The 22,066-nt window shown below is 69.7% G+C and carries 18 protein-coding genes; 6 read left to right on the top strand and 12 right to left on the bottom strand.

The genetic code is table 11. The features are described from left to right. Positions 1–21 precede the first annotated feature (21 nt). The 7 genes from SPHPHY_RS0102745 to SPHPHY_RS0102715 form a co-directional block, all read right to left on the bottom strand. The gene (locus SPHPHY_RS0102745; RefSeq protein ID WP_051148359.1) at positions 22–405 is read right to left on the bottom strand and encodes a cytochrome c-type biogenesis protein; all 384 of its coding nucleotides are present in this window, start codon (positions 403–405) and stop codon (positions 22–24) included. Positions 406–410: 5 nt separating this feature from the next. Next, positions 411–938, bottom strand: a complete 528-nt coding sequence (locus SPHPHY_RS0102740) for a DsbE family thiol:disulfide interchange protein (protein WP_022685185.1) — start codon at positions 936–938, stop codon at positions 411–413. Continuing rightward, positions 935–2,860 (bottom strand): heme lyase CcmF/NrfE family subunit, encoded by a 1,926-nt coding sequence (locus tag SPHPHY_RS0102735; RefSeq protein WP_022685184.1) that lies wholly within the window; start codon positions 2,858–2,860, stop codon positions 935–937. Before SPHPHY_RS0102735 ends, SPHPHY_RS0102740 begins: the two co-directional genes overlap by 4 nt. Before the next feature lie 411 nt (positions 2,861–3,271). Next, a complete protein-coding gene (locus tag SPHPHY_RS0102730) occupies positions 3,272–3,529 on the bottom strand; it encodes a hypothetical protein (RefSeq protein WP_022685183.1) in 258 nt (85 codons plus the stop codon). A gap of 65 nt (positions 3,530–3,594) precedes the next feature. Then, positions 3,595–5,151, bottom strand: coding sequence for an efflux transporter outer membrane subunit (locus SPHPHY_RS0102725; protein ID WP_022685182.1), 1,557 nt, complete (start codon positions 5,149–5,151; stop codon positions 3,595–3,597). A 16-nt stretch (positions 5,152–5,167) separates the two neighbouring features. Further along, positions 5,168–8,392: an efflux RND transporter permease subunit gene (locus tag SPHPHY_RS19005; RefSeq protein ID WP_022685181.1), complete on the bottom strand. Its 3,225-nt coding sequence runs from the start codon at positions 8,390–8,392 to the stop codon at positions 5,168–5,170. A gap of 6 nt (positions 8,393–8,398) precedes the next feature. Then, positions 8,399–9,604: an efflux RND transporter periplasmic adaptor subunit gene (locus SPHPHY_RS0102715; RefSeq protein ID WP_022685180.1), complete on the bottom strand. Its 1,206-nt coding sequence runs from the start codon at positions 9,602–9,604 to the stop codon at positions 8,399–8,401. A 92-nt stretch (positions 9,605–9,696) separates the two neighbouring features. On the opposite strand from SPHPHY_RS0102715, the gene SPHPHY_RS19000 reads away from it, so the two are divergent. The 4 genes from SPHPHY_RS19000 to SPHPHY_RS18985 all read left to right on the top strand — a co-directional run bounded on the left by SPHPHY_RS19000 (position 9,697) and on the right by SPHPHY_RS18985 (position 15,476). Next, positions 9,697–10,410 carry a TetR/AcrR family transcriptional regulator gene (locus SPHPHY_RS19000; RefSeq protein ID WP_022685179.1) on the top strand — a complete coding sequence of 238 codons (714 nt, stop codon included), beginning with the start codon at positions 9,697–9,699 and terminating at the stop codon, positions 10,408–10,410. A 95-nt stretch (positions 10,411–10,505) separates the two neighbouring features. Beyond that, on the top strand, positions 10,506–11,501 hold the full coding sequence (locus SPHPHY_RS0102705) for a substrate-binding domain-containing protein (protein WP_022685178.1): 996 nt from the start codon (positions 10,506–10,508) through the stop codon (positions 11,499–11,501). A 204-nt stretch (positions 11,502–11,705) separates the two neighbouring features. Next, positions 11,706–13,466 (top strand): alpha-amylase family glycosyl hydrolase, encoded by a 1,761-nt coding sequence (locus SPHPHY_RS18995; protein WP_022685177.1) that lies wholly within the window; start codon positions 11,706–11,708, stop codon positions 13,464–13,466. Between the two features lie 693 nt (positions 13,467–14,159). Then, entirely contained in the window at positions 14,160–15,476 is a 1,317-nt protein-coding gene (locus tag SPHPHY_RS18985; RefSeq protein WP_022685175.1) for an MFS transporter, read from the top strand. 514 nt (positions 15,477–15,990) lie between these two features. Here the strand turns inward: SPHPHY_RS18985 and maiA are convergent. The 5 genes from maiA to SPHPHY_RS0102660 are packed head-to-tail and all read right to left on the bottom strand — an operon-like array spanning position 15,991 to position 19,913. Next, entirely contained in the window at positions 15,991–16,638 is a 648-nt protein-coding gene (maiA, locus tag SPHPHY_RS0102680; protein ID WP_022685174.1) for a maleylacetoacetate isomerase, read from the bottom strand. A gap of 42 nt (positions 16,639–16,680) precedes the next feature. Next, positions 16,681–16,917 (bottom strand): hypothetical protein, encoded by a 237-nt coding sequence (locus SPHPHY_RS0102675; protein ID WP_022685173.1) that lies wholly within the window; start codon positions 16,915–16,917, stop codon positions 16,681–16,683. 22 nt (positions 16,918–16,939) lie between these two features. Then, positions 16,940–18,178: an adenosylmethionine--8-amino-7-oxononanoate transaminase gene (locus SPHPHY_RS0102670; protein WP_022685172.1), complete on the bottom strand. Its 1,239-nt coding sequence runs from the start codon at positions 18,176–18,178 to the stop codon at positions 16,940–16,942. Continuing rightward, positions 18,175–18,798: a dethiobiotin synthase gene (bioD, locus tag SPHPHY_RS0102665; protein WP_022685171.1), complete on the bottom strand. Its 624-nt coding sequence runs from the start codon at positions 18,796–18,798 to the stop codon at positions 18,175–18,177. Before bioD ends, SPHPHY_RS0102670 begins: the two co-directional genes overlap by 4 nt. After that, entirely contained in the window at positions 18,795–19,913 is a 1,119-nt protein-coding gene (locus SPHPHY_RS0102660) for an 8-amino-7-oxononanoate synthase (RefSeq protein WP_022685170.1), read from the bottom strand. The genes bioD and SPHPHY_RS0102660 overlap by 4 nt, the downstream gene beginning before the upstream one ends. Positions 19,914–20,026: 113 nt before the next feature. On the opposite strand from SPHPHY_RS0102660, the gene SPHPHY_RS0102655 reads away from it, so the two are divergent. Beyond that, positions 20,027–20,839, top strand: coding sequence for a DUF4336 domain-containing protein (locus tag SPHPHY_RS0102655; protein ID WP_022685169.1), 813 nt, complete (start codon positions 20,027–20,029; stop codon positions 20,837–20,839). A gap of 65 nt (positions 20,840–20,904) precedes the next feature. Further along, positions 20,905–21,612 (top strand): FadR/GntR family transcriptional regulator, encoded by a 708-nt coding sequence (locus SPHPHY_RS0102650; protein WP_022685168.1) that lies wholly within the window; start codon positions 20,905–20,907, stop codon positions 21,610–21,612. Positions 21,613–22,066: the final 454 nt, after the last annotated feature.

Genomic DNA, 22,066 nt, shown 5'->3' with positions numbered 1-22,066 from the left:
GCCGCCCCGCCATCGGTCCCGTCAGCGCCGGCGGAACGATCCGCGCGCCAGCCACGCCCCCACCGCCAGCAGCACCAGTGGCGCCAGCCACAGCGGCAACGTCGCTCCACGGATCGGCGGAGCATAGCTCACGTAATCGCCATAGCGGGCGATCAACCAGGCGCGCACCGTCTCCGGCCCCTCGCCGCGCGCGATCCGCGTGCGCACCAGCGCGCGCATCTCGCCGGCCATGTCGGCATCCGAATCCGCGATCGACTGGCCCTGGCACACCACGCAGCGTAGCGTCTCCATCAGCGCGCGCGCCTGCCGCTCCTGATCGGGATCGCGCAGCTGCGTATAGGCCAGCCGCGGCAGCGCCGTCTGTGCGGCGACCGGAACTGCCGCCAGCAATGCGACCGCCGCCAGCGCCTTCACCGCGCCGCCGCCAATGCCTGGAGCAGTTCCGGCACATCGTCCGGCCGGATATCGCCGACATGCTGCGCACGGATCACACCCTTGCCGTCGACCACGAACGTCTCCGGCACGCCCGAGGAGCCGAGCGCCAGCTGCACGCGACTGTGCGCGTCCGCGCCGATCCGCGCATACGGGTCGCCGTTGCGTGCCAGGAATCCGGCGATCGCGCCCGGCGTATCCTTGATCGCGATCGCGTCGATGGGCACGCCCGCCGCCTTCAGCGTCATCAGCTGGGGCGCCTCCGCCACGCACGGCACGCACCAGCTTGCGAAGACGTTCAGCAGCCGCGGCTTTCCCTGCCGGAAGTCGGCGCTCGCCAGCCCCGGCTTGCCGGGCGCGATGGCCGGCAGCGTGAAATCGGGCAGCGCGCGCCCGACCAGCGCCGAGCGCACCGTACGATCGGCGGGTCGCCACAGTCCCCAGGCGATCACCGCCACCACCAGCCCGAACGCGCACAGCGGCGCCCACACCAGCCAGCGCTTCACGCGTACAGCTCCGCGCGCTGCTTCGTGCGCCATAGCCGCCACTGGTGCCCGACCAGCGACAACAGGCCTCCGAAGGCGATCATCGCGCCCCCCAGCCAGATCAGCGTCACGAACGGCTTCCACCACAAGCGCAACTGCCAGCGCCCGTCGTCGCCGAGCGCGCCGAGCACGGTGTAGAGCTGCCCGTTCCAGCGCGTCGCGATCGCGCTTTCATTGGTGGTCGTCGCCGGTGTCGTGAAGTAGCGCACCTGCGGGCGCAGCACGAAGCGCGCGCCGCTCTCGTCCTCGATGGCCAGCCGGCCCTCCAGCGCGGTCCAATTGTCGCTCACCAGCGGGCGCACGCCCGTGAGGCGCACCGTATAGCCGGCGACCCGCGCCGGATCGCCGATGCCGACCGCCAGCAACGTTTCCTGCGTGTAGGCGGTGCTGATCGCCATTCCCGCCAGCGCGACCGCGATGCCCAGATGCGCGACGACCATGCCGTAGAGCTGGAGCGGCGCACGCGCGAGATTGCGCTTCGCCAGCGGCGCGACGCTCGCCACGGCCAGCCCGGCCGCCAGCGCCACGCCCGCCAGCGGCCGCACCCCGATCGGCCCGCCGAGCAGGAATGTCGCCACGCCCGCGAACAGCGCCGCCGCGATCGCCGGGAACAGCCGCTGGATCACCGCCTCCGGCTCGTCGCGCCGCCACCGCAGCAGCGGCCCGATCGCCATCACCGCGACCAGCAGCAGCGCGATCGGCCCGGCGGTCGAATCGAAGAACGGCGGCCCGACCGACAATTGCACGTCGAACGCGCCGGCGACGATCGGGTAGAAGGTGCCGATCAGCACGATGCCGAGGATGACCGTCAGCAGCAGGTTGTTGGCGACCAGCGAGCCTTCGCGGCTGAACGGTTCGAACAACTTGCCCTGCCGCACCGTGCCGACCCGCGCGCCGAACAGCGCCAGCGCACCACCGATGTACAGCAGCAGCAGCACGAGGATGAAGCTGCCGCGCCGCGGATCCACCGCAAAGGAGTGGACGCTGGTCAGGATGCCCGAGCGGACCAGGAAGGTGCCGATCATGCTCATCGAGAAGGCGACCACCGCCAGCATCACGGTCCATGCGCGCAGCCCGTCGCGGGTCGCCAGCACCGTGACCGAATGCAGCAGCGCGGTCGCCGCCAGCCACGGCATCAGGCTGGCATTCTCCACCGGGTCCCAGAACCACCAGCCGCCCCAGCCCAGCTCGTAATAGGCCCAATAGCTGCCGGCGGTGATCCCGAGGGTCAGGAACACCCACGCGCCCAGTACCCACGGCCGCATCGCGCGCGCGAACGCCGGGCCGACCCCGCGCGTCACCAGCGCGCCGACCGCGAACGAGAACGCCACCGACAGTCCGACATAGCCGGCGTAAAGCGTCGGCGGGTGGAACGCGAGACCGGGGTCCTGCAACAGCGGGTTCAGCCCCGCGCCGTCGGGCGGCGAAGGCTGCAACCGCGCGAACGGGTTCGAGGCGAAGAGCAGGAAGGCGTAGAAGCCCAGCGCGATCGCCGCCTGCGCCGCCAGCGTCGCGACCAGCGTCGGCTCGTCCAGCCGTCGCTCGAACCGCGCCACCGCCGCGCCCGCGACACCCAGGATCGTCACCCACAGCAGCATCGAGCCCTCGTGGTTGCCCCAAGCGCCCGCGAATTTGTAGAGCCATGGCTTGGCGGAATGGCTGTTCGCCGCGACCAGCGCCACCGACAGGTCGGTATCGAGGAACGCCGCGATCAACGCCGCCATCGCCACCGCGGCCAGCGCGCCCTGTACGATCGCGACCGCCCGGATCGCCACCACCGCCTCCGCGCGCCCGCGCCGCAACGCCAGCACGCCCAGCAACACCTGCAACGCAGCCAGTGCCGCGGCGAGCCACAATGCGGCGAGTCCGGTTTCGGCGGTCATGCGGAAAAACGCCCTTGGTTCACGCGCAAGCCTCTACGCCGGAACGGTTGCCCACGTCGAGCCATCGTGCGGCGGCAGGCACGCCCAAGACGAACCGTCGAAGAGAGCGAACACCTCCCAGGTCGTTGCGAGCGCTGCGACGCAATCCAGCGCGTCCGGATGCGGCCCTCGATTGCTTCGCTGCGCTCGCAATGACGAAGGCCGCGCACCGCGGACGATACCGTCCCATGTCGACGTGCTCGCGCTTTCCGTCGCTCCGGCTTGATCCGGGGTCCGGCTTCTGTCGCGACCGGGCGATAGCCGGAGCCCGGATCACCCCCAGCCCGACGAGAGCACCGAACCCGTCGCGCGACGACGAACCATCCGGCTTTCCGGGCCGCGCGCGTCGCTCCGCCCGCCGTCCGGACGGCGTCAGGCGCGCCGATGCTTTCCGCCGTAATGCTGCCCGATATAGCTACCGACCCGTGCCATCTCGCTGGCTGCGGCGCGCGTCGCCTCGGCGCAGCACGGGAAGGGATCGCGCTCCGCCGCCGCCGCGCGCATCGCCACGCGGTCGCACAGCGTCTCGATGTCGGCGCGCGACAGCACGTTCTTCTCGCGCAACAGACACAACAGCGTCTGGAGGATCACCAGACCCTCCTCTCCTGCGCGCGCACCCTGGGTGTCCATCGCCTCTCTCCTTGCTATTTTGCAAGGAAGGGTACGCCGATCGGCGCGGCGCGCAAGAGGGTTCGTCAGTCCGTGCTACGCGGCGGATCGCCTGCCAGACCGCCACCCAGCGAGCGGTACAGCTCGATCAAATTGTTCGCCTGCGTCAGCCGCGTCGTCACCAGCTGCTGCTGTGCCGAATATGCGGTACGCTGCGCATCGAGCGAGGTCAGGAACGAGTCGACCCCGGCGCGATAGCGCGCATCGGACAGCCGCGCCGCCACCGATGCGGCGTTGGCGCGCGCGCCCTGCGCGGCGACCTGCTCGCCGATCGTCCCGCGTTGCGCCAGCGCGTCCGCGACCTCGCGGAACGCGGTCTGGATCGACCGCTCGTAGGTCGCGACTGCCACCTGCTGCGACGCCTTGGCATAGTCCAGGTTGCCGGCGTTGCGCCCGCCGTCGAACAGCGGCAGCGCCAGCGACGGCGCGGCATTGTAGTTGAACGTGCCCGCACCGAAGAGCCCGGACAGCGCGCTGGAGATCGTCCCGATCGTCGCGGTTAGCGAGATCCTCGGGAAGAACGCCGCGCGCGCCGCGCCGATGTTGGCGCTCTGCGCGATCAACTGGTGCTCGGCCTGCAGCACGTCGGGACGGCGCAGCAGCACCTCGGACGAGACGTTGCCCGGCAACGCGTCGCGCGTCACCGCAGTCCCGTCCAGCCCGGCCGGCAGTTGCTCGGCGGGCACGGTGGTGCCGACGAGCAGGTTCAGCGCATTCTGGTCGCGCGCCACCTGCGCGGTCAGCGCCGCGATGTCGTTGCGCGCCGCCTGGTAGTTCGTCTCGGCCTGCCGCGACTCCAGCTCGGAGGCGACACCGATCCGGAACTGCGCCGTCGTCAGCCGCACCGTTTCCTCGAAGGTCTTCAGCGTCTCGCGGCTGAGGCGCAGCTGCTCCTGGTCCGACGCCAGCGTCAGCCAGGCACTCGCCACCTCCGCGATCAGGCTGATCCGCGCGCTGCGCTGCGCCTCCTCGGTCGCGAAATATTGCTCCAGCGCGGCACGGTTCTGGTTGCGGATCCGGCCGAACAGGTCGAGCTCGAACGCCGAGAAGCCGACGTTCGCGGAATAGAACTGGATGTTCGACGAACTCTCGCCGACTGCCCCGCCGGCCGCAGCACCGCCGCCGCCACCGGTGCCACCCGTTCCGGCGCCGCCCGTTCCCGTCCCGGTACCCGTGCCTATGCCGGTGCCCGTCCCGGCCCCCGCACCGCCGGTCGCCCCGCCCCCGGCGGCGCCGATCGCGCCGAACAGGTTGTTGGTATAGGTCGCCGATCCGTTCAGCCCGGTCGACGGCACGATCGCAGAACGCTGCACGCGATATTGCGCCCGCGCCTGCAACACGTTGCCCGCCGCGATCCGCAGGTCGCGGTTGTTGGTCAACGCACTCTCGATCACCTGCCGCAGCCGCGTGTCGAGGAAGAAGTCGCGCCAGCCGATCTGCGTCACGTCGGGCGCGTCGGTGGCGGCGCGCGGATACACGCCACCCTCCGGCAAGGCGACCGGGATCGCCCCGGTCGGGCGTTCGTACTTGGGTGCCATGTTGCACCCGGCAAGCGCGCTGGTCAGCGCCAGCGCGGCGATCATCGTGGAACGGGTCACATCAGGCTCCCTGAGGGGCGTGCCGGTTGTCCGGGTCGCCCGCCGGCCGGTCGTCATGGGGGTGGTCGTGCGCGGTCGTCTCGTCGCGGCCCGCTTCGTGCTTGCCGCCCTCGTCCTTGCCGTGCCCGAACAGGCGCAGCACGACGACGAAGAACATCGGCACGAAGAAGATCGCGAGCACCGTGGCGGACAACATGCCCCCCACCACCGCGCGACCGATCGCGTTCTGGCCGCCGGCGCCCGCGCCGGTCGATACCGCGAGCGGCATCACGCCGAAGATGAACGCGAGGCTGGTCATCAGGATCGGGCGCAGCCGCAGCTTGGCCGCCTCCACCGCCGCGTCGAAGGCGCTCAACCCCTCGGCGATCCGCTCCTCGGCGAATTCCACGATCAGGATCGCGTTCTTCGCCGACACGCCGATCGTGGTGATCAGGCCGACCTGCAGGTAGATGTCCTTGTTCAGCCCGGTCAGCCACGCCGCCAGCACCGCACCGATGATCCCGAGCGGCACCACCAGCAGCACCGAGATCGGCACCGACCAGCTTTCGTAGAGCGCGGCGAGACAGAGGAACACGATCAGCAGCGACAGCCCGTAGAGCGCCGGCGCCTGCCCGCCCGACAGCCGTTCCTCATAGGAAAGGCCCGTCCATTCCAGCGTCGTGCCCGGTGGCAGCTTGGCGTGGATCTCCTGCAACGCCTCCATCGCGGCGCCCGTGCTCTGCCCCGGCCCCGGAGAGCCCTGCAGCTGCATCGCCGGCTGCCCGTTGTAACGGGTCAGCGAAACCGGCGCATTGGCCCATTCCTGCGTCGAGAAGGCGGTGAAGGGCGCCATTTGCCCGTTGCTGCTGCGCACGTACAGATCGCCGATGCTCTCCGGGCTCATGCGATATTGCGCATCGTTCTGGACGTAGACGCGCTTCACGCGGCCACGGTCGATGAAGTCGTTGATATAGCCACCGCCCCACGCGGTCGCGATCGTCGAGTTCACCGCCGACAGGTCGAGCCCCAGCGCACGCGCCTTGTCCTCGTCGACCTTCACCTTCAGCTGCGGCGCGTCCTCGAGGCTGAGCGGGCGGACCTGTGCCAGCCGCTTGTCCTGCGCGGCCATGCCCAGCATCATGTTGCGGATCTCGGTCAGCTTCTCGTGCCCGACGCCGCCGGTATCGACCAGCTGCACGTCGAATCCGGTGGCATTGCCCAGCTCCTGCACCGCCGGCGGGATCAGCGCGAAGATCAGGCCGTCCTTATATTGCGAGAACGACCCCATCGCGCGGCCGACGATCGCCTGCGCGCGATTGTCGCCGCCGGAACGATCCTCCCACGGCTTCAGGTTGACGAAGACGAGGCCGGTGTTCTGGCCCTGCCCGGCGAAGCTGAAGCCGTTGATCGTGAACACGCCGGCGACGTTGGCGCTCTCCTGCTTCAGGAAGTGGTCGCGGGTGATCGCCAGCCCCTTCTCGGTGCGTGCGGTGCTCGCGCCCGCCGGCCCCTGCACCAGCGCGATGACGAAGCCCTGGTCCTCGTCCGGCAGGAAGCCCGAGGGCAGCCGGATGAAGACGAGCGCCATGCCCGCCACGATCAGCAGATAGACGAGCAGCGAACGCTTCCAATGGCGCGCGGTGCTCTTCACCCCGCCTTCGTAGCGGTGCTGCGCACGGTCGAACTTGTCGTTGAACCAGCGGAAGAAGCGCGCCAGCGGCCCCGTGCCTTCCTTGCGGTCCGGGTCGTGCGGCTTCAGGATCGTCGCGCACAGCGCCGGCGTCAGGATCAACGCGACCAGCACCGAGAGCACCATCGCCGAGACGATCGTGATCGAGAACTGGCGGTAGATCACGCCGGTCGATCCGCCGAAGAACGCCATCGGCAGGAACACCGCCGACAGCACCAGCCCGATGCCGACCAGCGCGCTGCTGATCTCGTCCATCGACTTGCGCGCGGCTTCCTTCGGGCTGAGATGCTCGGTGACGATCAGGCGCTCGACGTTCTCGACCACGACGATCGCGTCGTCGACGAGCAGGCCGATCGCCAGCACCATGCCGAACAGCGTCAGCGTGTTGATGGTGTAGCCGGCCAGCGCCATCACCGCGAACGTGCCCAGCAGCACCACCGGCACCGCGATCGTCGGGATCAACGTGGCGCGCCAGTTCTGGAGGAACAGGAACATCACGAGGAAGACGAGCACCACCGCCTCGATCAGCGTGTGGATCACCTGCTCCACCGACAGCCGCACGAACGGCGTGATGTCGTACGGATAGATGACCTTCACGTCCGGCGGCAGCGTCTTGCCGATCTCCGCGACGCGCGCCTTCAGCGTGTCGACGACGTCGAGCGCGTTGGCGCCCGCGGCCAGACGGACGCCGAAGCCCGATGCCGGCTTGCCGTTATACTGCACGTCGAAGCCGTAGTTCTCCGCGCCGATCTCGATCCGCGCGACGTCGCGCAGGCGAACCACGGCGCCGTCGGCGCTGGTCTTCAGACGGATGTTGCCGAACTGCTCGGGCGTCTGCAGCCGCGACTGTACCGAGACGGTCGCGTTGAGCATCTGCTCCTTGGGCGCGGGTTGCGCGCCGATCTGCCCGGCGGAGACCTGCGCGTTCTGCGCCTGCACCGCGGCGGTCACGTCGGCGACGGTCAGCGCGTAATTGTTGAGCTTGAGCGGATCGAGCCAGATGCGCATCGCATATTGCGATCCGAACACCTGCAACTCGCCGACGCCGCTGACGCGGCTGATCGGGTCCTGGAACTTCGACACGACCATGTCGGCCAGGTCGTTGTTGCTGTGCGATCCGTCGGTGGACACCAGGCCCACCACCGCGAGGAAGCTGGCCGACGACTTCGTGACCTGGATGCCCTGGCGCTGCACTTCCTGCGGCAGCAGCGGGGTTGCCGCCTGCAGCTTGTTCTGGACCTGCACCTGCGCGATGTCGGGATCGGTGCCCTGCTCGAAGGTCAGCGTGATCGTGACCACGCCGGCCGAGGAGGACGACGACGAGAAATAGCGCAGATTATCGATGCCGCGTAGCTGCTGCTCGATGATCTGCGTGGTGGTGCGCTCCAGCGTTTCCGCATCGGCGCCCGGATAATTGGCGGCGATCGCGACGGCGGGCGGCGCGATCTCGGGGAACTGGGCGATCGGCAGGCTGCGGATCGCGATGACCCCGGCCAGCATCAGCACCATGGCGATGACCCATGCGAAGATGGGCCGGTCGATGAAAAAGCGCGACATGGGGAGTTACTTTCCTGCCGCCTGCTGGCCCTGCGGCTGGCCCTGACCCTGACCCTGCGCCGGCGCGGCGTTCGGGTTGTACGGCACGGCCTTCACCGGCATGCCGGGGCGCAGCATCATCGCGCCTTCCATCACCACCTTGTCGCCCGGCTTCAGCCCGGCCGTCACCAGCCAGTTGTCGCCGATCGTGCGCGGCGCGGTCAGGTTGCGCGGCTGGAGCTTGCCGTCCTGCCCCACCACCATCACCGTCGGGTTGCCGCGTTCGTCGCGGGTCACCGCGCGCAGCGGCACCAGGATCGCACCGGCCTGCGTGCCCTGCACCAGCTCGGCGCGAACATACATGCCGGGCAGCAGCAGGCCCTTGGGATTGGGGAACAACGCGCGGATCGTCTGCGTGCCGGTGTTCGGGTCGACGCTGACGTCGGCGAACTGCAACTTGCCCTCGATCGGATAGACCGAGCCATCCTCCAGCCGCAGCTGGACGCGGGCGGCCTGCCCGCCGCGCGAGAGGTCGCCCGCCGCAAGCTGCTGGCGCAGCTTCAGCAGGTCCGCGCTCGACTGCGACACGTCGACGTAGATCGGGTCGAGCCGCTGGATCGTGGTCAGCGCGTTGGTCTGCGCCGCGCTCACCAGCGCGCCGGTGGTGGTCACCGACCGCCCGATCCGCCCCGAGATCGGCGCGCGGATCGTGGTACGCGCCAGATCGATCTGCGCCGTCCGCACCGCCGCCTGCTGCGCAGCGACATCGGCGCGCGCCTGCTCGGCGGTGGTCACCGCATTCTCGAAGTCCTGCCGCGCGATGGCGTTGATCTTGACCAGTTCGCCATAACGCCGCTGAAGCGCCGCGCTCGACGCGATCGATGCCCGCGCCCGCGCCAGCGAGGCGCGCGCGCTGGCGACCTGTGCCTGGTAGGGCTGCGGATCGATGCGATAGAGCGGCTGCCCTTCGCGCACCGTGTCGCCTTCGGTGAACAGGCGCGCGGTGACCAGCCCGCTCACCTGCGGGCGCACCTCCGACGTTTCATAGGCGGTGGTCCGCCCCGGCAACACCGTGGTCAGCGTCACCGTCTGCGGCTGCACCGTCAACACGCTCACCTGCGGCGGCCCGGCTTGCGCCTGCTGCTGCTGCTCTTGCGACTCGCTCTTGCCACCACATGCGGCGAGCGGCGCCAGCACCAGCGCGGCGACCGCGAACCCCGTTTTCGGCCCCATTTTCGGCATGGACATCTCTTATGAAGTGTGTGAGTGATCGCTCACTCACGAATGCTGCTACTGCGAAGAGCGGGCAGCGTCAAGACAGGAAGATGATGGCCGACCGCGAGTTGATCGAACGACATCAGGCAAGGGACGCAGACACGCAGGCCGACCTCCCGCGGGATCGGAGCGGGAAGGCCAACGCGCGACGCGCGAAGATTGTTCAGGCCGCGCGGGAACTTTTTGCCGAACACGGGTTCCACGCCACCAGCATGGCGCGGCTGTCGGAACGCTCCGGGGTGCTTGTGGGGCAGATCTACCGCGATTTCGCCAACAAGGAGGCGATCGTCGCCGCGCTGGTCGAACACGATCTCGACGAATATCTGGGTGGCGACGAGCTGTGCGCGGCGCGCTGCACCGCGGACCGCATGATGGTACGCGAATGGATCGCGCGCTTCATCGCCTGCGAAGACCTGAACGACACGCGCCTGATCGCGGAGATCATGGCGGAGGCGAACCGCAACCCGCGGATCGCCGAGATCTTCGACGCGATGGACGACCGGCTGCGCGGGCAGCTGGTCCGCGCGTTGCGCATCATCGTCCCGCAGGCGACCGACGTGGCGCGCGTCGCGCAGCTTGCCGAATCGATCCTCATCATCGCCGGCGGGATGTGCCAGCGCCGGCTGATGAAGGCGCGCTACACCGATCCGGACGCGCTCGCATTGCTGATGACCTTCATCGATACGGAGATCGCCGCGATCGGCCGAGAGACAAGCGCGACCCTTCAGCCGCAAACCACGGTCGAGCCGGAGCCGGGCTCCTGATTGTAATCGAGCGGCGTTTGCGTCCTTAGTCGCATTGCGAACGATCGTGCGGCCACGTATCGGACTTTGAACGCAAAAAGGGGGAACGACGCGCGGTGCCGACGTCGATGAAGCTGGCCGATCTCGCGGCGATGGCGGGAGTATCCACCGCGACGGTGTCGCGCGCCCTGTCGGGCCATCCCTCCGTCAGCAAGGTGACGCAGGAACGCATCCGGGCGCTCGCCCGCGAACACGGCGTCCGTCCCAACCAGCTGGCGCGCAATCTGCGGCTGCGCAGCACCGGCGCGATCGCGTTGGCCATGCCGCTCGGCCACGCGCGGACGCAGCATCTGACCGATCCGTTCTTCCTCAGCCTGCTCGGCTTCCTCGCCGACCTGCTGGTCGATCGTGGCTATGACATCCTGCTCTCGCGCGTGCTGCCCGACAGCGACGACTGGCTCGACCGGCTGGTCGACAGCGGGCGGGTGGATGGCGTGCTGCTGGTCGGCCAGTCCGATCAATGGGACACGATCGAGCGCGTCGCCGCCCGCTACGCCCCGCTCGTGGTGTGGGGCGTGAACCGTCCCGGCCAGTGCCACCTCACGATCGGCTCCGACAACCGGCTCGGCGGCCGCATCGCAGGCGAGCACCTGCTCGCCCGCGGCCGACGTCGCCTGCTGTTCGTCGGCGATCCCGCCCCACCCGAATTCGCCGACCGGCTCGCCGGGCTGCGCGATGCCGCCGCCGCCGCGGATTGCGAGGTCGAGGTGCTGTCGTGCGATATGGCGCCCGGCCTGGTCCACGATGCCGTACGCACGCGGCTCGCGCGGGGAACGCCCCCCGACGCGCTCTTCGCCGTGTCCGACGTCGTCGCGATGAGCGCGCTCGGCGCCCTGAGCGAGGCCGGGCTCGACGTTCCCGGCGACGTTGCGGTCATCGGCTACGACGACGTGTCGCTCGCCGCGCACACCTCGCCCCCGCTCACCACGATCCGCCAGGATCTGGTCGCCGGCACCGCGTTGATGGCGGACGCGCTGCTACGTCGCATCGCGGGCGAGCCCGTCGACAGCGCGATCGTCGCACCGCAACTCATCGTCCGCGCCTCCGCCTGAAGACATCTACGCAAACGATTGCGAGATTCACGTTGCAGCCGTTTGCCGCCGCGTTATTGCTAGCGCACCCGCCCGCGAAAGGCGGCGTAGGGAGAGGTTCATGACGTCGCCGGCTATCGGGGTCATCATCGGTCGGTTCGCGACGGTGCCGGTCGCGTGCGGCTCGCTGGCATATGGGGCGCCGGCGTACGGGGATCGCGCACGATGACGATCGCGCACCGCCTTGACGCGATCGCCCCGCGACTGCGGCGCCAGCTCGCGCGGCTCTATCCGTCGCACGATCAGGCGGCGCTGTGGGCGCAGGTCGAGCCGCTGCTCCACGCCCGCGCCGCGGAGCGCCCGCCCGCGATGCAGGCGCTCGACGCGGCGCGCGTCGCCGACCCCGACTGGTTCGTCCGCCCCGACATGCTCGGCTATTCCACCTATGTCGATCGCTTCGGCGGCACCGTTGCCGGCCTCGCCGCGCACGTCGACCATCTCCAGGCGCTCGGCACGCGCTATCTTCATGTGCTCGCGCTGCTCAAGGCGCGGGTCGGCGACAGCGACGGCGGCTTCGCGGTCGCCGACTATCTCGCCGTGGAACCGCGGCTCGGCACGATGGCCGATGTCGAGCAGCTCACCGAACGCCTGCGCGCGGCGCGGATCAGCCTGTGCGTCGACCTCGCGCTCAATCACACCGCCGACGACCACCGCTGGGCGCAGGCCGCGCGCGCCGGCGACCCCTTCTACCGCGACTTCTACATCATCGTGGACGCGGCCGAGGCTGCCGCGCGCGACGCCGAACTGCCGCAGGTCTTCCCCACCACCGCGCCCGGCAATTTCACGGCCGTGCCGGAACTGGGCGGCCACGTCCGCACCACATTCTATCCCTTCCAATGGGACCTGAACTGGCGCAACCCGAACGTCTTCCTCGCGATGCTCGACATCGCACTGCGGCTCGCCAACCACGGGTTCGAGGCGTTCCGGCTCGACAGCACCGCCTTCCTCTGGAAGCAGGCCGGCACCGATTGCCGCAACCTGCCCGAGGCGCACTACATCGTCCGGGCGCTGCGCGCCGCGCTGGACATCGTCGCCCCGGCGACGCTGCTCAAGGCGGAGGCGATCGTCCCGACCGCGCTGGTGCCGCCCTATTTCGGCGTCGACGAGGGCGAGGGCTTCGAGCCCGAATGCCACCTCGTCTACAACAACTCGCTGATGGTCGCGGGCTGGGTCGGGCTTGCGGAGCGCTCCGCACAGCTCCCGCAGGCGATCGTCGCGGCGAGCGGCGGGCTGCCGCCGGGTGCCAACTGGCTCAGCTATGCGCGTTGCCACGACGACATCGGCTGGGGCGCGGTGCTCGGCGACCTGCGCGCGTTCGACCCCGCTCCGGAGCGGCGGCTCGCCGCCGCCGCGCGCTTCCTGCACGGCGCGGGCGACAGCTGGGCGCGCGGCGTGCCCTTCCAGTCGGACGGCGCGATACTCCACGGCAGCAACGGCACGCTCGCCGCGCTCGCCGGGCTGGAGGCGGCGAGCGACGATGCCGAACGCGAGGCCGCTTTCCGCCGCATCGCGCTCCTGAACGCCCTGTCGATCGCCAGTGGCGGGCTCTCGACGACATACATGGGCGACGAAGCCGGCCTCATCAACGATTATGGCTATGCCGATGACCCCGAGCGCGCGCACGACGGCCGCTGGCTCCACCGTCCGGCGATGGACTGGACGGCGCTGGATACGCCCGCGGCGCGGCGCATCACCGCCGATCTCGCCGCGCTGTACGCGGCGCGCATCGCCAGCCGCGGCGCCGGCGCACCGACGACGCTTCCCACCGGCGACCCGGCGCTGCTCGGCATCGCCTGTGGCCGCGATGCGGTCTACCTCAACTTCGGCGACCGCCCGCTCGCGCTCCCCGAGACCGGCCGCGATCGCCTGACCGGCGCACGGTGCACGCAGATCCCGGCATGGGGCGTGATATGGCTGGAGGGATAAGCGCGTCATCGCCGGGCGTACGCAAGACGAGCGCACTGCGCAGCGGCACCACGCACCCGCATGACGCGAGATCGTCCGCGCCGTCCTCGCGAGCGAAGCGCCACCATCCCGACCCGGCCCCGCCACGCACCGAACCGCCGCGCAGCACGCGCCATGGCGAACCTGCCTCACGCCGCGAGCCGATCGCATGTGACGCACCACCTCCCCGGCCCTCATTGCGGACTGAGCGAGGCAATCCAGAGTCACCAGCGGCACGCACCGGGTTACGCCGCGACCCCGGCGCATCGCGGAAAGGCCACCTCCCCGATCGCCATCGCGAACGAAGCGCATCTATCCGTCTCCCATCGCACGACGCACCGGATCGCGTCGCAAAACCCCGCACCGATCGCCGCGCAGTCGACCGCATCGACAGCAGCAGCGCGCCGCACCCCCGGCCTATCGCAGAAACGCAGCCTCCCCGAGCGCCGTCGCGAGCGAAGCGAAGCAATTCATCGCCAGCCGCGTCGCACGCGACCGCACCGGCACCAGCGGCGCGCCGCGCCACCCGTGCATCGCAGCAGTGCAATCGCCCCGGCCGTCATTGCGGGCGAAGCGAGGCAATCCAGAGCCACGCCCGATGCGCCGGGCCGTCTTTCTGCCCCGCACGCCGGCAACGGATACACCGCATCCACCCCGTGTCCGAGAAAGCGTGAGATGACCAAGCCCCGCCTGTCGCTCGCCCGCATCGTCGAGATGAATCTCGGCTTTCTCGGCCTGCAATTCTCGTTCGGCCTGCAACAGGCCAATATGGCGCCGATCTACGGCTATCTCGGCGCGGACGAGGCGACCTTGCCGCTGCTGTGGCTCGCCGGCCCGGTCACCGGGCTGCTGGTACAGCCGCTGATCGGCGCGATGAGCGACCGCACCAACACCCGCCTCGGTCGGCGCACACCGTATTTCCTGATCGGCGCGGTCCTCTGCAGCCTGTGCCTGCTCGCGATGCCGTACAGCCGCGCCTTGTGGATCGCCGCCAGCCTGTTGTGGATCCTCGACGCCGCCAACAACGTCACCATGGAGCCGTATCGCGCCTATGTCGGTGACCGGCTGGCGGAGGATCAGCGCGCCACCGGCTTCCTCACCCAGTCCGCCTTCACCGGCCTGGCGCAGACGCTTTCCTATCTCGCGCCGTCGCTGCTGGTGTGGATCGGCTTCGACAAGGACGCCGTCGATGCGAACGGCATTCCGGACATCACGCGGATCGCGTTCCTGATCGGCGCTATACTGTCGCTGTCGACGATCGTCTGGTCGGTGTGGCGCGTCCCCGAACTGCCGCTTCCGCCCGCGGAACAGGCGCGCCTCGATGCCGAGCCGCTGACACTGCGCGTGGCGCTCGCCGACCTGAAGATCGCGCTTGTCGAGATGCCGAAGCCGATGCGCCAGCTCGCGCTCGCGATGCTCTGCCAATGGTATGCGATGTTCGCTTACTGGCAGTTCATCACCTTCGCGCTCGCCCGCTCGCTGCATGGCACCGTCGACACGGCGAGCACCGCGTTCCGCGACACCGTCCTCACCGTCGGGCAGCTCGGCGCCTTCTACAACGCCGTCGCCTTCGCCGCCGCGCTCGCGCTGATGCCGCTGGCGAAGCGCCATGGCGCAAAGCGCGTCCACGCCTGCTGTCTCGCCGCCTCGGGCGTGGCGATGCTGGCGATCCCGGCGCTGCCGTCGGAGGGGTGGCTGTTCGTCGCGATGATCGGCATCGGCATCGGCTGGGCCGGGATGATGGGCAATCCCTACATCATGCTGACCGGCATGATCCCGCCGGCGCGCAACGGCGTCTACATGGGCATCTTCAACATGTTCATCGTCATTCCGATGATGATCGAGAGCCTGTCGGTGCCGTTGTTCTACCGCAGCCTGCTCGGCGGCGACGCACGCGGGGTGATCCTGCTCGGCGGCGCGCTGATGCTGCTCGGCGCGCTCGCCACGGTGCTGGTCGGGCGCGGCCCGCGCCGCGTGGCGGCACAGGTGTGAAAAGGTGCCCCGCGCAGCGAACGTCGAGCGTCATCCCCGGTAAAGTCGCAATCGCGCGGAGGCGCCGCCCGTCATTGCGCGCGTAGCGAAGCAACCAGGGCGTCCTAATCCAGCGCGGAATCGCTCGGCTACGCTCGCCATGACGAGCGCACGACCTCGACCTCGTCCTCGCGTGGCGTTTCGCAGGCCGTGACGCGAGCGACCTGCGTACGCGAGCGGCAAGATCGGCCGATTTCGTCACCACGGCTTGAGGCCGGTCTCGCGCCGCTGCCGCCACCAGATCGCGGGAGGGTCGAGCCGCCGCTATCGGCGAACGCGGGCCTCATCCGAACACCGACATTCACGTCCGGCGGTCGCGACAGCGCAATCCAGGCCACCCGGCCGCGTCGCGCCGGACTCGACCCGTAGTGCCCCACGTGTCGCAAACCTGACCGCCGCTCACCCGCCGGCTGTCGCTTGTCCCCGCCATAGCCCCGAGCCAACCGTGCTCGACCGGCAACACCATCGCCAAGCGCTATTCCGCATCCGGCTGCCGCTCCGGCGCGGCGTCCGCGAACGCCGGCAACGCCAGACACGCCGCCTCCACCGCCAGCAACCGCGGCCACCGCAGCGCCACTCCGAACCTCCGAGCATTCACCAGTTGCGGCACCAGGCACAGATCGGCGAGCGTCACCCGCTCCCCGAAGCAATACGGCCCGTCCCGCCCGGACAGCAGCGCGTCGCACGCCGCCAGCCCGTCGGCGATCGTGTCGTGCGCCCAGGCGGTCACCGCCGTTTCCTCCAGCCCCGCCGCGCGCAGCCGCTGCAGCACGCGCAGGTTCTGCACGGGATGGATGTCGCACGCGATCGCCTGCGCGAACGCTCGCACCGTCGCGCGCGCCACCGCCGCGTCCGGCAGCAACGGCGGCTCTGGCACCACCTCGTCGATGAATTCGCAGATCGCGAGGCTTTGCGTCAGTACCGCGCCCTCCCACTCCAGCGCGGGGACCAGCCCCTGCGGGTTGAGACGCAGATAGTCGGCATCGCGCTGTTCGCCGTGCCGCAGGTGGTGGAACACGTCGTGCCACGCGACGCGCTTCAGGTTGAGCGCGATCCGCACGCGATACGCCGCGGTCGAGCGAAAATAGCCGTGCAGCACCGGCCGGCCCGTCGTCTCGGTCATGCATCCTCCCATCAACACCGGGCGAAGCCTAACCGTCGCGCGTCAATTGCGCAGCAGCGGTATGATCCCCTTGCGCCGCCCGCCGCCGTCGGCAACCGCCCGCAGCGCCGCGGCCTCCATCGACAAGCGCTGCGCCTCGTCCAGCGACGGCGCGTCATGCGCCCTCGCGTCCAGTGCCGCCGCCCGATCCCGCGCCACCGCGCGGTGGTCGGTCCACCAGTCGCGGAAGCGGTGCCAGACGCCGCGGCGACCGGGCGCGGTGGCGGAACGATCGTCCATTCCGCACCAACGCCCCGGCGCGCTATCGGTGTCGTTCCAGTGCCCCCGAAATCGCGGCATAAACGCGCACCAGGTCGCTTTTTTCGATGCAATACGGTGGCATCACGTACACCGTGTCGCCCAAAGGACGCAGAAGCACGTCGTTCTCGCGAAAATACGCCATCAATCGCGGCGCGATGTCGGCCAGATATCCTTCGCCGGACCCGACCTCGAATGCCGCGATCGTGCCCAGCACGCGGGCGTTGCGCACCCCGTCCAGCGCCGCGACCTGTTGCCGCTGCCAGTCGCCAAGCTGTTGAGTACGCTCAGCGACCGGCTCCTCCCGCCAGATCGCCAGGTTCGCCGCCGCCGCCGCGCAGGCGATCGGATTGGCGGTGTAGCTCGACGAATGGAAGAACATCCGCGACCGGTCGGTCGACCAATGCGCCTCGAAGATCGGCTCACTCGCCATCGTTACCGCCAGCGGCACCGCACCTCCGGTCAGCCCCTTGGAAAGGCACAGGATATCCGGCACCACCCCGGCCTGCTCGCATGCCAGCAACGTGCCGGTCCGGCCCCATCCGGTCATCACCTCATCGGCGATGAACAGCACGCCGTACCGTTCGCAGATCGCGCGCATCTCTGCGAGAATGTCGCCGGAATAGAACAACATGCCCCCCGCCCCCAGGACCAGCGGCTCGACGATGAACGCCGCGGCGTCGCCACGCGCGCAGGCCCGTTCCAGCGCGTCCAGTGCGGCCTGCTCGGCGCCAACCCCAGGGAAAGGAACGGTTTCCACATCGAACAGCAGCGGCGCATAGGCACGGTTGAACACCCCGCGCTGCCCCACCGACATCGCCCCGATCGTGTCGCCGTGGTAGCCGTGCTCCAGCACCAGGATCCGGTGCCGCGCCTCGCCCCGCGCCAGCCAGAACCCCAGCGCCATCTTCAGCGCGACCTCGACGCTGGTCGAACCGGAATCGGAAAAGAATACTCGCGTCAACGACTTGGGCATGATCGCGCGCAGCCCCGCCGCGACATCTTCGGCGGGTTCGTGGGTCCAGCCGGCGAAGATGATCTGATCCAGCCGCTCCGCCTGCGCCCGGATCGCCGCTGCGATCCGCGGGTGCGCGTGGCCGTGCGTCGTCACCCACCACGACGAGATCGCATCGATCACTCGCCGTCCGTCCGCCGTGTGCAGCACCGCCCCTTCCGCGCGCGCCACGCACGGGATCGGCTCCTGCAATCCATGCTGCGTGAACGGATGCCAGATCGAACTCATTGAAAATCCTCGATCGTGAAGGCCTTGGCGAAGGCGGCGTGCAGTGTCGACGCGGATAGTGAAGGCAGGATCGGCAGCCGTCCCAGCCGCTTCACGCCGCCGACCGCCGCGATCGTCGCCTCGCTGTCCTCCACTGCCTCGCCGACGAACGCGACGCCCAGCAGCGGCACGCCGCGCGCGCGCAACGCCTCGATCGACAACAGGCTGTGATTGATCGTGCCCAGCGCCGTGCGCGCGACCAGCACCACCGGCGCACCCCACGCCGCCGCCTGGTCGGCGAACGACCATGTGCGCGTCAGCGGCACCAGCACCCCGCCCGCACCTTCCACCACCAACGCCCCCGAACCAGCCGGCAACGGCAGCCGTGCCGGGTCGATCGTGACACCGTCGATCTCCGCCGCACGGTGCGGCGAGCACGGCGTCGCCAGTCGATACGCCTCCCGGACCACCTGCGTTGCGTCGACGCCCAGACGCACGACGCTGTCCGCATCGCTGCCATCCGCCAGCCCCGCCTGCACCGGTTTCCAATATCTTGCGCCCAGCGCTACGGTCAGCGCGGCGGCGAACACCGTCTTGCCGATGTCGGTATCGGTCCCGGTGACGACGATCGCGCGTGTCATGGCAGCACCTCGCGCAACACCGTCGCCAACGCCGCGATCTCCGCCTCCCCGACGTGCAGCGTCAGCGCGATCCGCAGCCGTGCGGTTCCCGGCGGGACGGTCGGCGGGCGGATGCCGCGCACGTCGAAGCCCGCTGCCTGTACTGCCGCTGCGACCTGCATCGCCGCGCGATCCTGGCCGATCACCAGCGGCACGACCTGCGACTCGACCCGAGCACCCAGCGGCGCGAGATGCCGTCGCGCGGCGTCGATCAATGCGTGCAATCGCGCCCTGCGCGCCGGTTCGTCGGCGACGATGCGCAAGCTCTCCCGCGCCACCGCCGCCGCGAGCGGCGCGGGCGCGGTGGAAAAGATGAACGGCCGCGCCCGCGCCACGAGGAAGTCGCGCACGATAGCCGGCCCGCACAGCACCGCCCCCTCGCACCCCAGCGCCTTGCCGAACGTGTTGAGCGTCAAGACGTTAGGGCGCCCGTGCAGCGCCGCCGCCATGCCGCGACCGTTCGCGCCCCACACGCCCGTCGCGTGCGCCTCGTCGATGATCAGCATCGCCTCCCGCCGTTCGGCGACCGCCGCCAGCGCCGCGACGTCGGTCAGGTCGCCATCCATGCTGTAGAGGCTCTCGACAGCGATCCACGGCGTGCCCGTACCGCCACGCGCGCGCCACGCCGCGATCGCGTCGTCCACCGCCTGCGCATTGCCATGCGTCGCCGCCACGCATTCCGCTCGCCCCAGCCGCATCCCGTCGTGCATGCTGGCGTGGACCAGTGCATCATGGACGATCAGGTCGCCCGCCTGCGGCAACGACGACAACAACGCGGTGTTCGCGGCATAACCGCTGCCGAAGAACAACGCCGTCTCGCACCCGAAGAACCGCGCCGCTTCCTCTTCCAGCGCTTCGTGCTCGGCATCGTTGCCGCGGAGCAGCCGCGACCCGCCCGATCCCAGCGCGACGCCGCGCGCCAGCGCCGCCTGCGCCGCCGCGATCAGCCGCGGCGAGGTAGATAACGCGAGATAATCGTTCGAAGACAGGTCGACCCCGGTGCGTGGCGCCAAGGTGCGCAAGCGTCCGGCATCGGCGAGCTGCGCGAGATGCGCGCGTTGGGCGGCTAGCTGCATCGGCGCGCCTATGCCGTGACGTCGCACGCTTGACCAGCATCGCTGCCCCCGATCGCGCCCGCTATGCGTTGGGGCGTCGTGTCAGGACGGCGTCACGGACGGAAAGGAGCATCATGAACCGCAACACGAAAATCGCGCTGGGCGGCGCGGCTGTGGCGGCCGGAGCGGTCGCGTGGCTCGCGGCGCGCGAACGAAACAGCGATGCGCCCGCTTCCTATCCACCGCTCGACGTCCTGAAGCCGTTCGCCGAGTCGCTGTGGATCGTCGACAGCGGGCCGATGATCGCATCGGGACTGTCGCTGCCGATCCGTATGACCGTGATCCGCCTGCCCGATCGCGGGCTGATGCTGCACTCGCCGACGCGCTTCACGCCCGCACTCGCCGCCGCCCTGGCCGAGGTTGGCACGGTACGCCACCTGATCGCGCCCAACATCGCCCACTGGACGCGGCTGGCGGCATGGCAGCGGGCCTATCCGAGCGCGACCGTCTGGGCGGCGCCCGGGCTGCGCGAGCGCGGGCAGGTACGGCGTAGCGAAATCCGCATCGACCGCGAACTGGCCGCGACGGCGCCGGCCGAATGGGCCGACACCGTCGAGCAGGGACTGATCCAGGGTGCGGCCGGGTTCAGCGAAATCTGGTTCCACCATCGGCCGTCGCGCACGCTGGTGCTCACCGATCTGGTGCAATGCATGGAACCCGAGCGCCTGCCGCCCGTCACCGCATGGGTGGCGCGGCTGAGTGGCGGGTCCGCGGGCACGACGCCGCGCTATCTGCGCCCGGTCCTGCGCTTCGGCGAGCAAGCGACGCGCGCGACGCTGGCCGGACTGGTCGCACTCGCGCCGGAGCGCGTGCTGTTCGCGCACGGGCGACCGTTCACGCACGACGCCACGGAGCGGCTGCGGCGCGCTCTGGCATGGGCGGGGTGATCCGCCTTGCCTTGCTCCCGCCGGGTTCGCAGGCCTAAGCTGCGCGACCGGCAGAGGGGACAAGGGTGGAAAAGAGCGAGCGCCGGGGTCCGGCGCACATGTCGATCGCGCGCAGTCTGGGGATCGCGATCGTCACCGGCCAGCATCCCGAGGGCACGACCCTTCCCGGCGAGATCGAGCTTGCCGAACAGGCCGGTGTCTCGCGCAGCGTGATCCGCGAATCGTTGCGGATGCTGAATGCCAAGGGACTGGTAGAGAGCCGCCCGAAGGCCGGCACCCGCGTGCGCGAACGTGCGAACTGGAACCTGCTCGATCCCGATATGCTCGCGTGGATGTTCGAGGGTGCGCCATCGCTCGATTTCGTGCGCAGCCTGTTCCAGCTACGCATGATCGTCGAACCCGCCGCCGCGGAACTGGCGGCGGTGCAGCGTAGCGCGGAGCAACTGTCGCGCATGGGGCATGCCTTGGAAGTGATGGCGATCCAGGGACTTCGCACGCAGGAAGGGCAGAGTGCCGACCAGCGTTTCCACGCGACGATCCTGCAGGCGACGCGCAACGAGCTGCTGGTCAGCCTGTCGAGCAGCATCGCCGCGGCGGTCCGCTGGACGACTTTCTTCAAATATCGCACCGGCACCCAGTACAAGGACCCGATCCCTCTGCACCGCGAGCTGTTCGAGGCCATCGCGAACGGCGACGGCGCAGCGGCACGTACGGTGACGGAACGGCTGATCGGCGACGCGCGCCGCGACACCGAGGTGGCGTTGATCGGCTAGTGTGGGTCGGCGCCGCGTGGCGTATCCTGCGCGATGATCTCGAACACGAGCTTTTCTAGGCGATCGCGAACGATGCGGCGGCGCACACATTGATCGACGGCTGATTGGCGAAGCGCGTGCTGACCGGGGTCGCGCTGATCGCCTCATGCGGGTCGGATCCATCGCTGACGGCCCTCATCAACCGTCACCACAGAAGCCGGCACCTCCCGTCATCGAAGCACTCCGCTTGCGATGGCAGGTCGCAGCCTCTGCTTGGGCAGTGGGAGTGACGATAGGGCCAACTGCGCGAGCAGCGAGACGATGCAGGGCCGCGCCGCTAGACTCAGGCGGCGCCGCCAGACGCCGAGGCCGGTATACGGCTTGCGAGGAGGCCTTCCGGCGAGCGCTTCGGGTCCCGCGTACGTCAAACACAGGCGAGCGCCGAGTTACGACGTACGCTCAGGCGCGCGTGCGT

The organism is Sphingomonas phyllosphaerae 5.2 (assembly GCF_000419605.1).
GTDB classification, from domain to species: domain Bacteria; phylum Pseudomonadota; class Alphaproteobacteria; order Sphingomonadales; family Sphingomonadaceae; genus Sphingomonas; species Sphingomonas phyllosphaerae_B.
Note: the sequence above shows the minus strand (reverse complement) of the source record. Positions and strands in the feature narration are given on the sequence as shown.

What these genes read in the sequence shown, in the direction of transcription:
- SPHPHY_RS0102735 (WP_022685184.1), bottom strand. Translation starts at nt 2,860, where the DNA reads ATGACCGCCGAAACCGGACTCGCCGCATTGTGGCTCGCCGCGGCACTG.
- SPHPHY_RS0102730 (WP_022685183.1), bottom strand. Translation starts at nt 3,529, where the DNA reads ATGGACACCCAGGGTGCGCGCGCAGGAGAGGAGGGTCTGGTGATCCTC.
- SPHPHY_RS0102725 (WP_022685182.1), bottom strand. Translation starts at nt 5,151, where the DNA reads ATGATCGCCGCGCTGGCGCTGACCAGCGCGCTTGCCGGGTGCAACATG.
- SPHPHY_RS19005 (WP_022685181.1), bottom strand. Translation starts at nt 8,392, where the DNA reads ATGTCGCGCTTTTTCATCGACCGGCCCATCTTCGCATGGGTCATCGCC.
- SPHPHY_RS0102715 (WP_022685180.1), bottom strand. Translation starts at nt 9,604, where the DNA reads ATGGGGCCGAAAACGGGGTTCGCGGTCGCCGCGCTGGTGCTGGCGCCG.
- SPHPHY_RS19000 (WP_022685179.1), top strand. Translation starts at nt 9,697, where the DNA reads ATGATGGCCGACCGCGAGTTGATCGAACGACATCAGGCAAGGGACGCA.
- SPHPHY_RS18995 (WP_022685177.1), top strand. Translation starts at nt 11,706, where the DNA reads ATGACGATCGCGCACCGCCTTGACGCGATCGCCCCGCGACTGCGGCGC.
- SPHPHY_RS18985 (WP_022685175.1), top strand. Translation starts at nt 14,160, where the DNA reads ATGACCAAGCCCCGCCTGTCGCTCGCCCGCATCGTCGAGATGAATCTC.
- maiA (WP_022685174.1), bottom strand. Translation starts at nt 16,638, where the DNA reads ATGACCGAGACGACGGGCCGGCCGGTGCTGCACGGCTATTTTCGCTCG.
- SPHPHY_RS0102675 (WP_022685173.1), bottom strand. Translation starts at nt 16,917, where the DNA reads ATGGACGATCGTTCCGCCACCGCGCCCGGTCGCCGCGGCGTCTGGCAC.
- SPHPHY_RS0102670 (WP_022685172.1), bottom strand. Translation starts at nt 18,178, where the DNA reads ATGAGTTCGATCTGGCATCCGTTCACGCAGCATGGATTGCAGGAGCCG.
- bioD (WP_022685171.1), bottom strand. Translation starts at nt 18,798, where the DNA reads ATGACACGCGCGATCGTCGTCACCGGGACCGATACCGACATCGGCAAG.
- SPHPHY_RS0102660 (WP_022685170.1), bottom strand. Translation starts at nt 19,913, where the DNA reads ATGCAGCTAGCCGCCCAACGCGCGCATCTCGCGCAGCTCGCCGATGCC.
- SPHPHY_RS0102655 (WP_022685169.1), top strand. Translation starts at nt 20,027, where the DNA reads ATGAACCGCAACACGAAAATCGCGCTGGGCGGCGCGGCTGTGGCGGCC.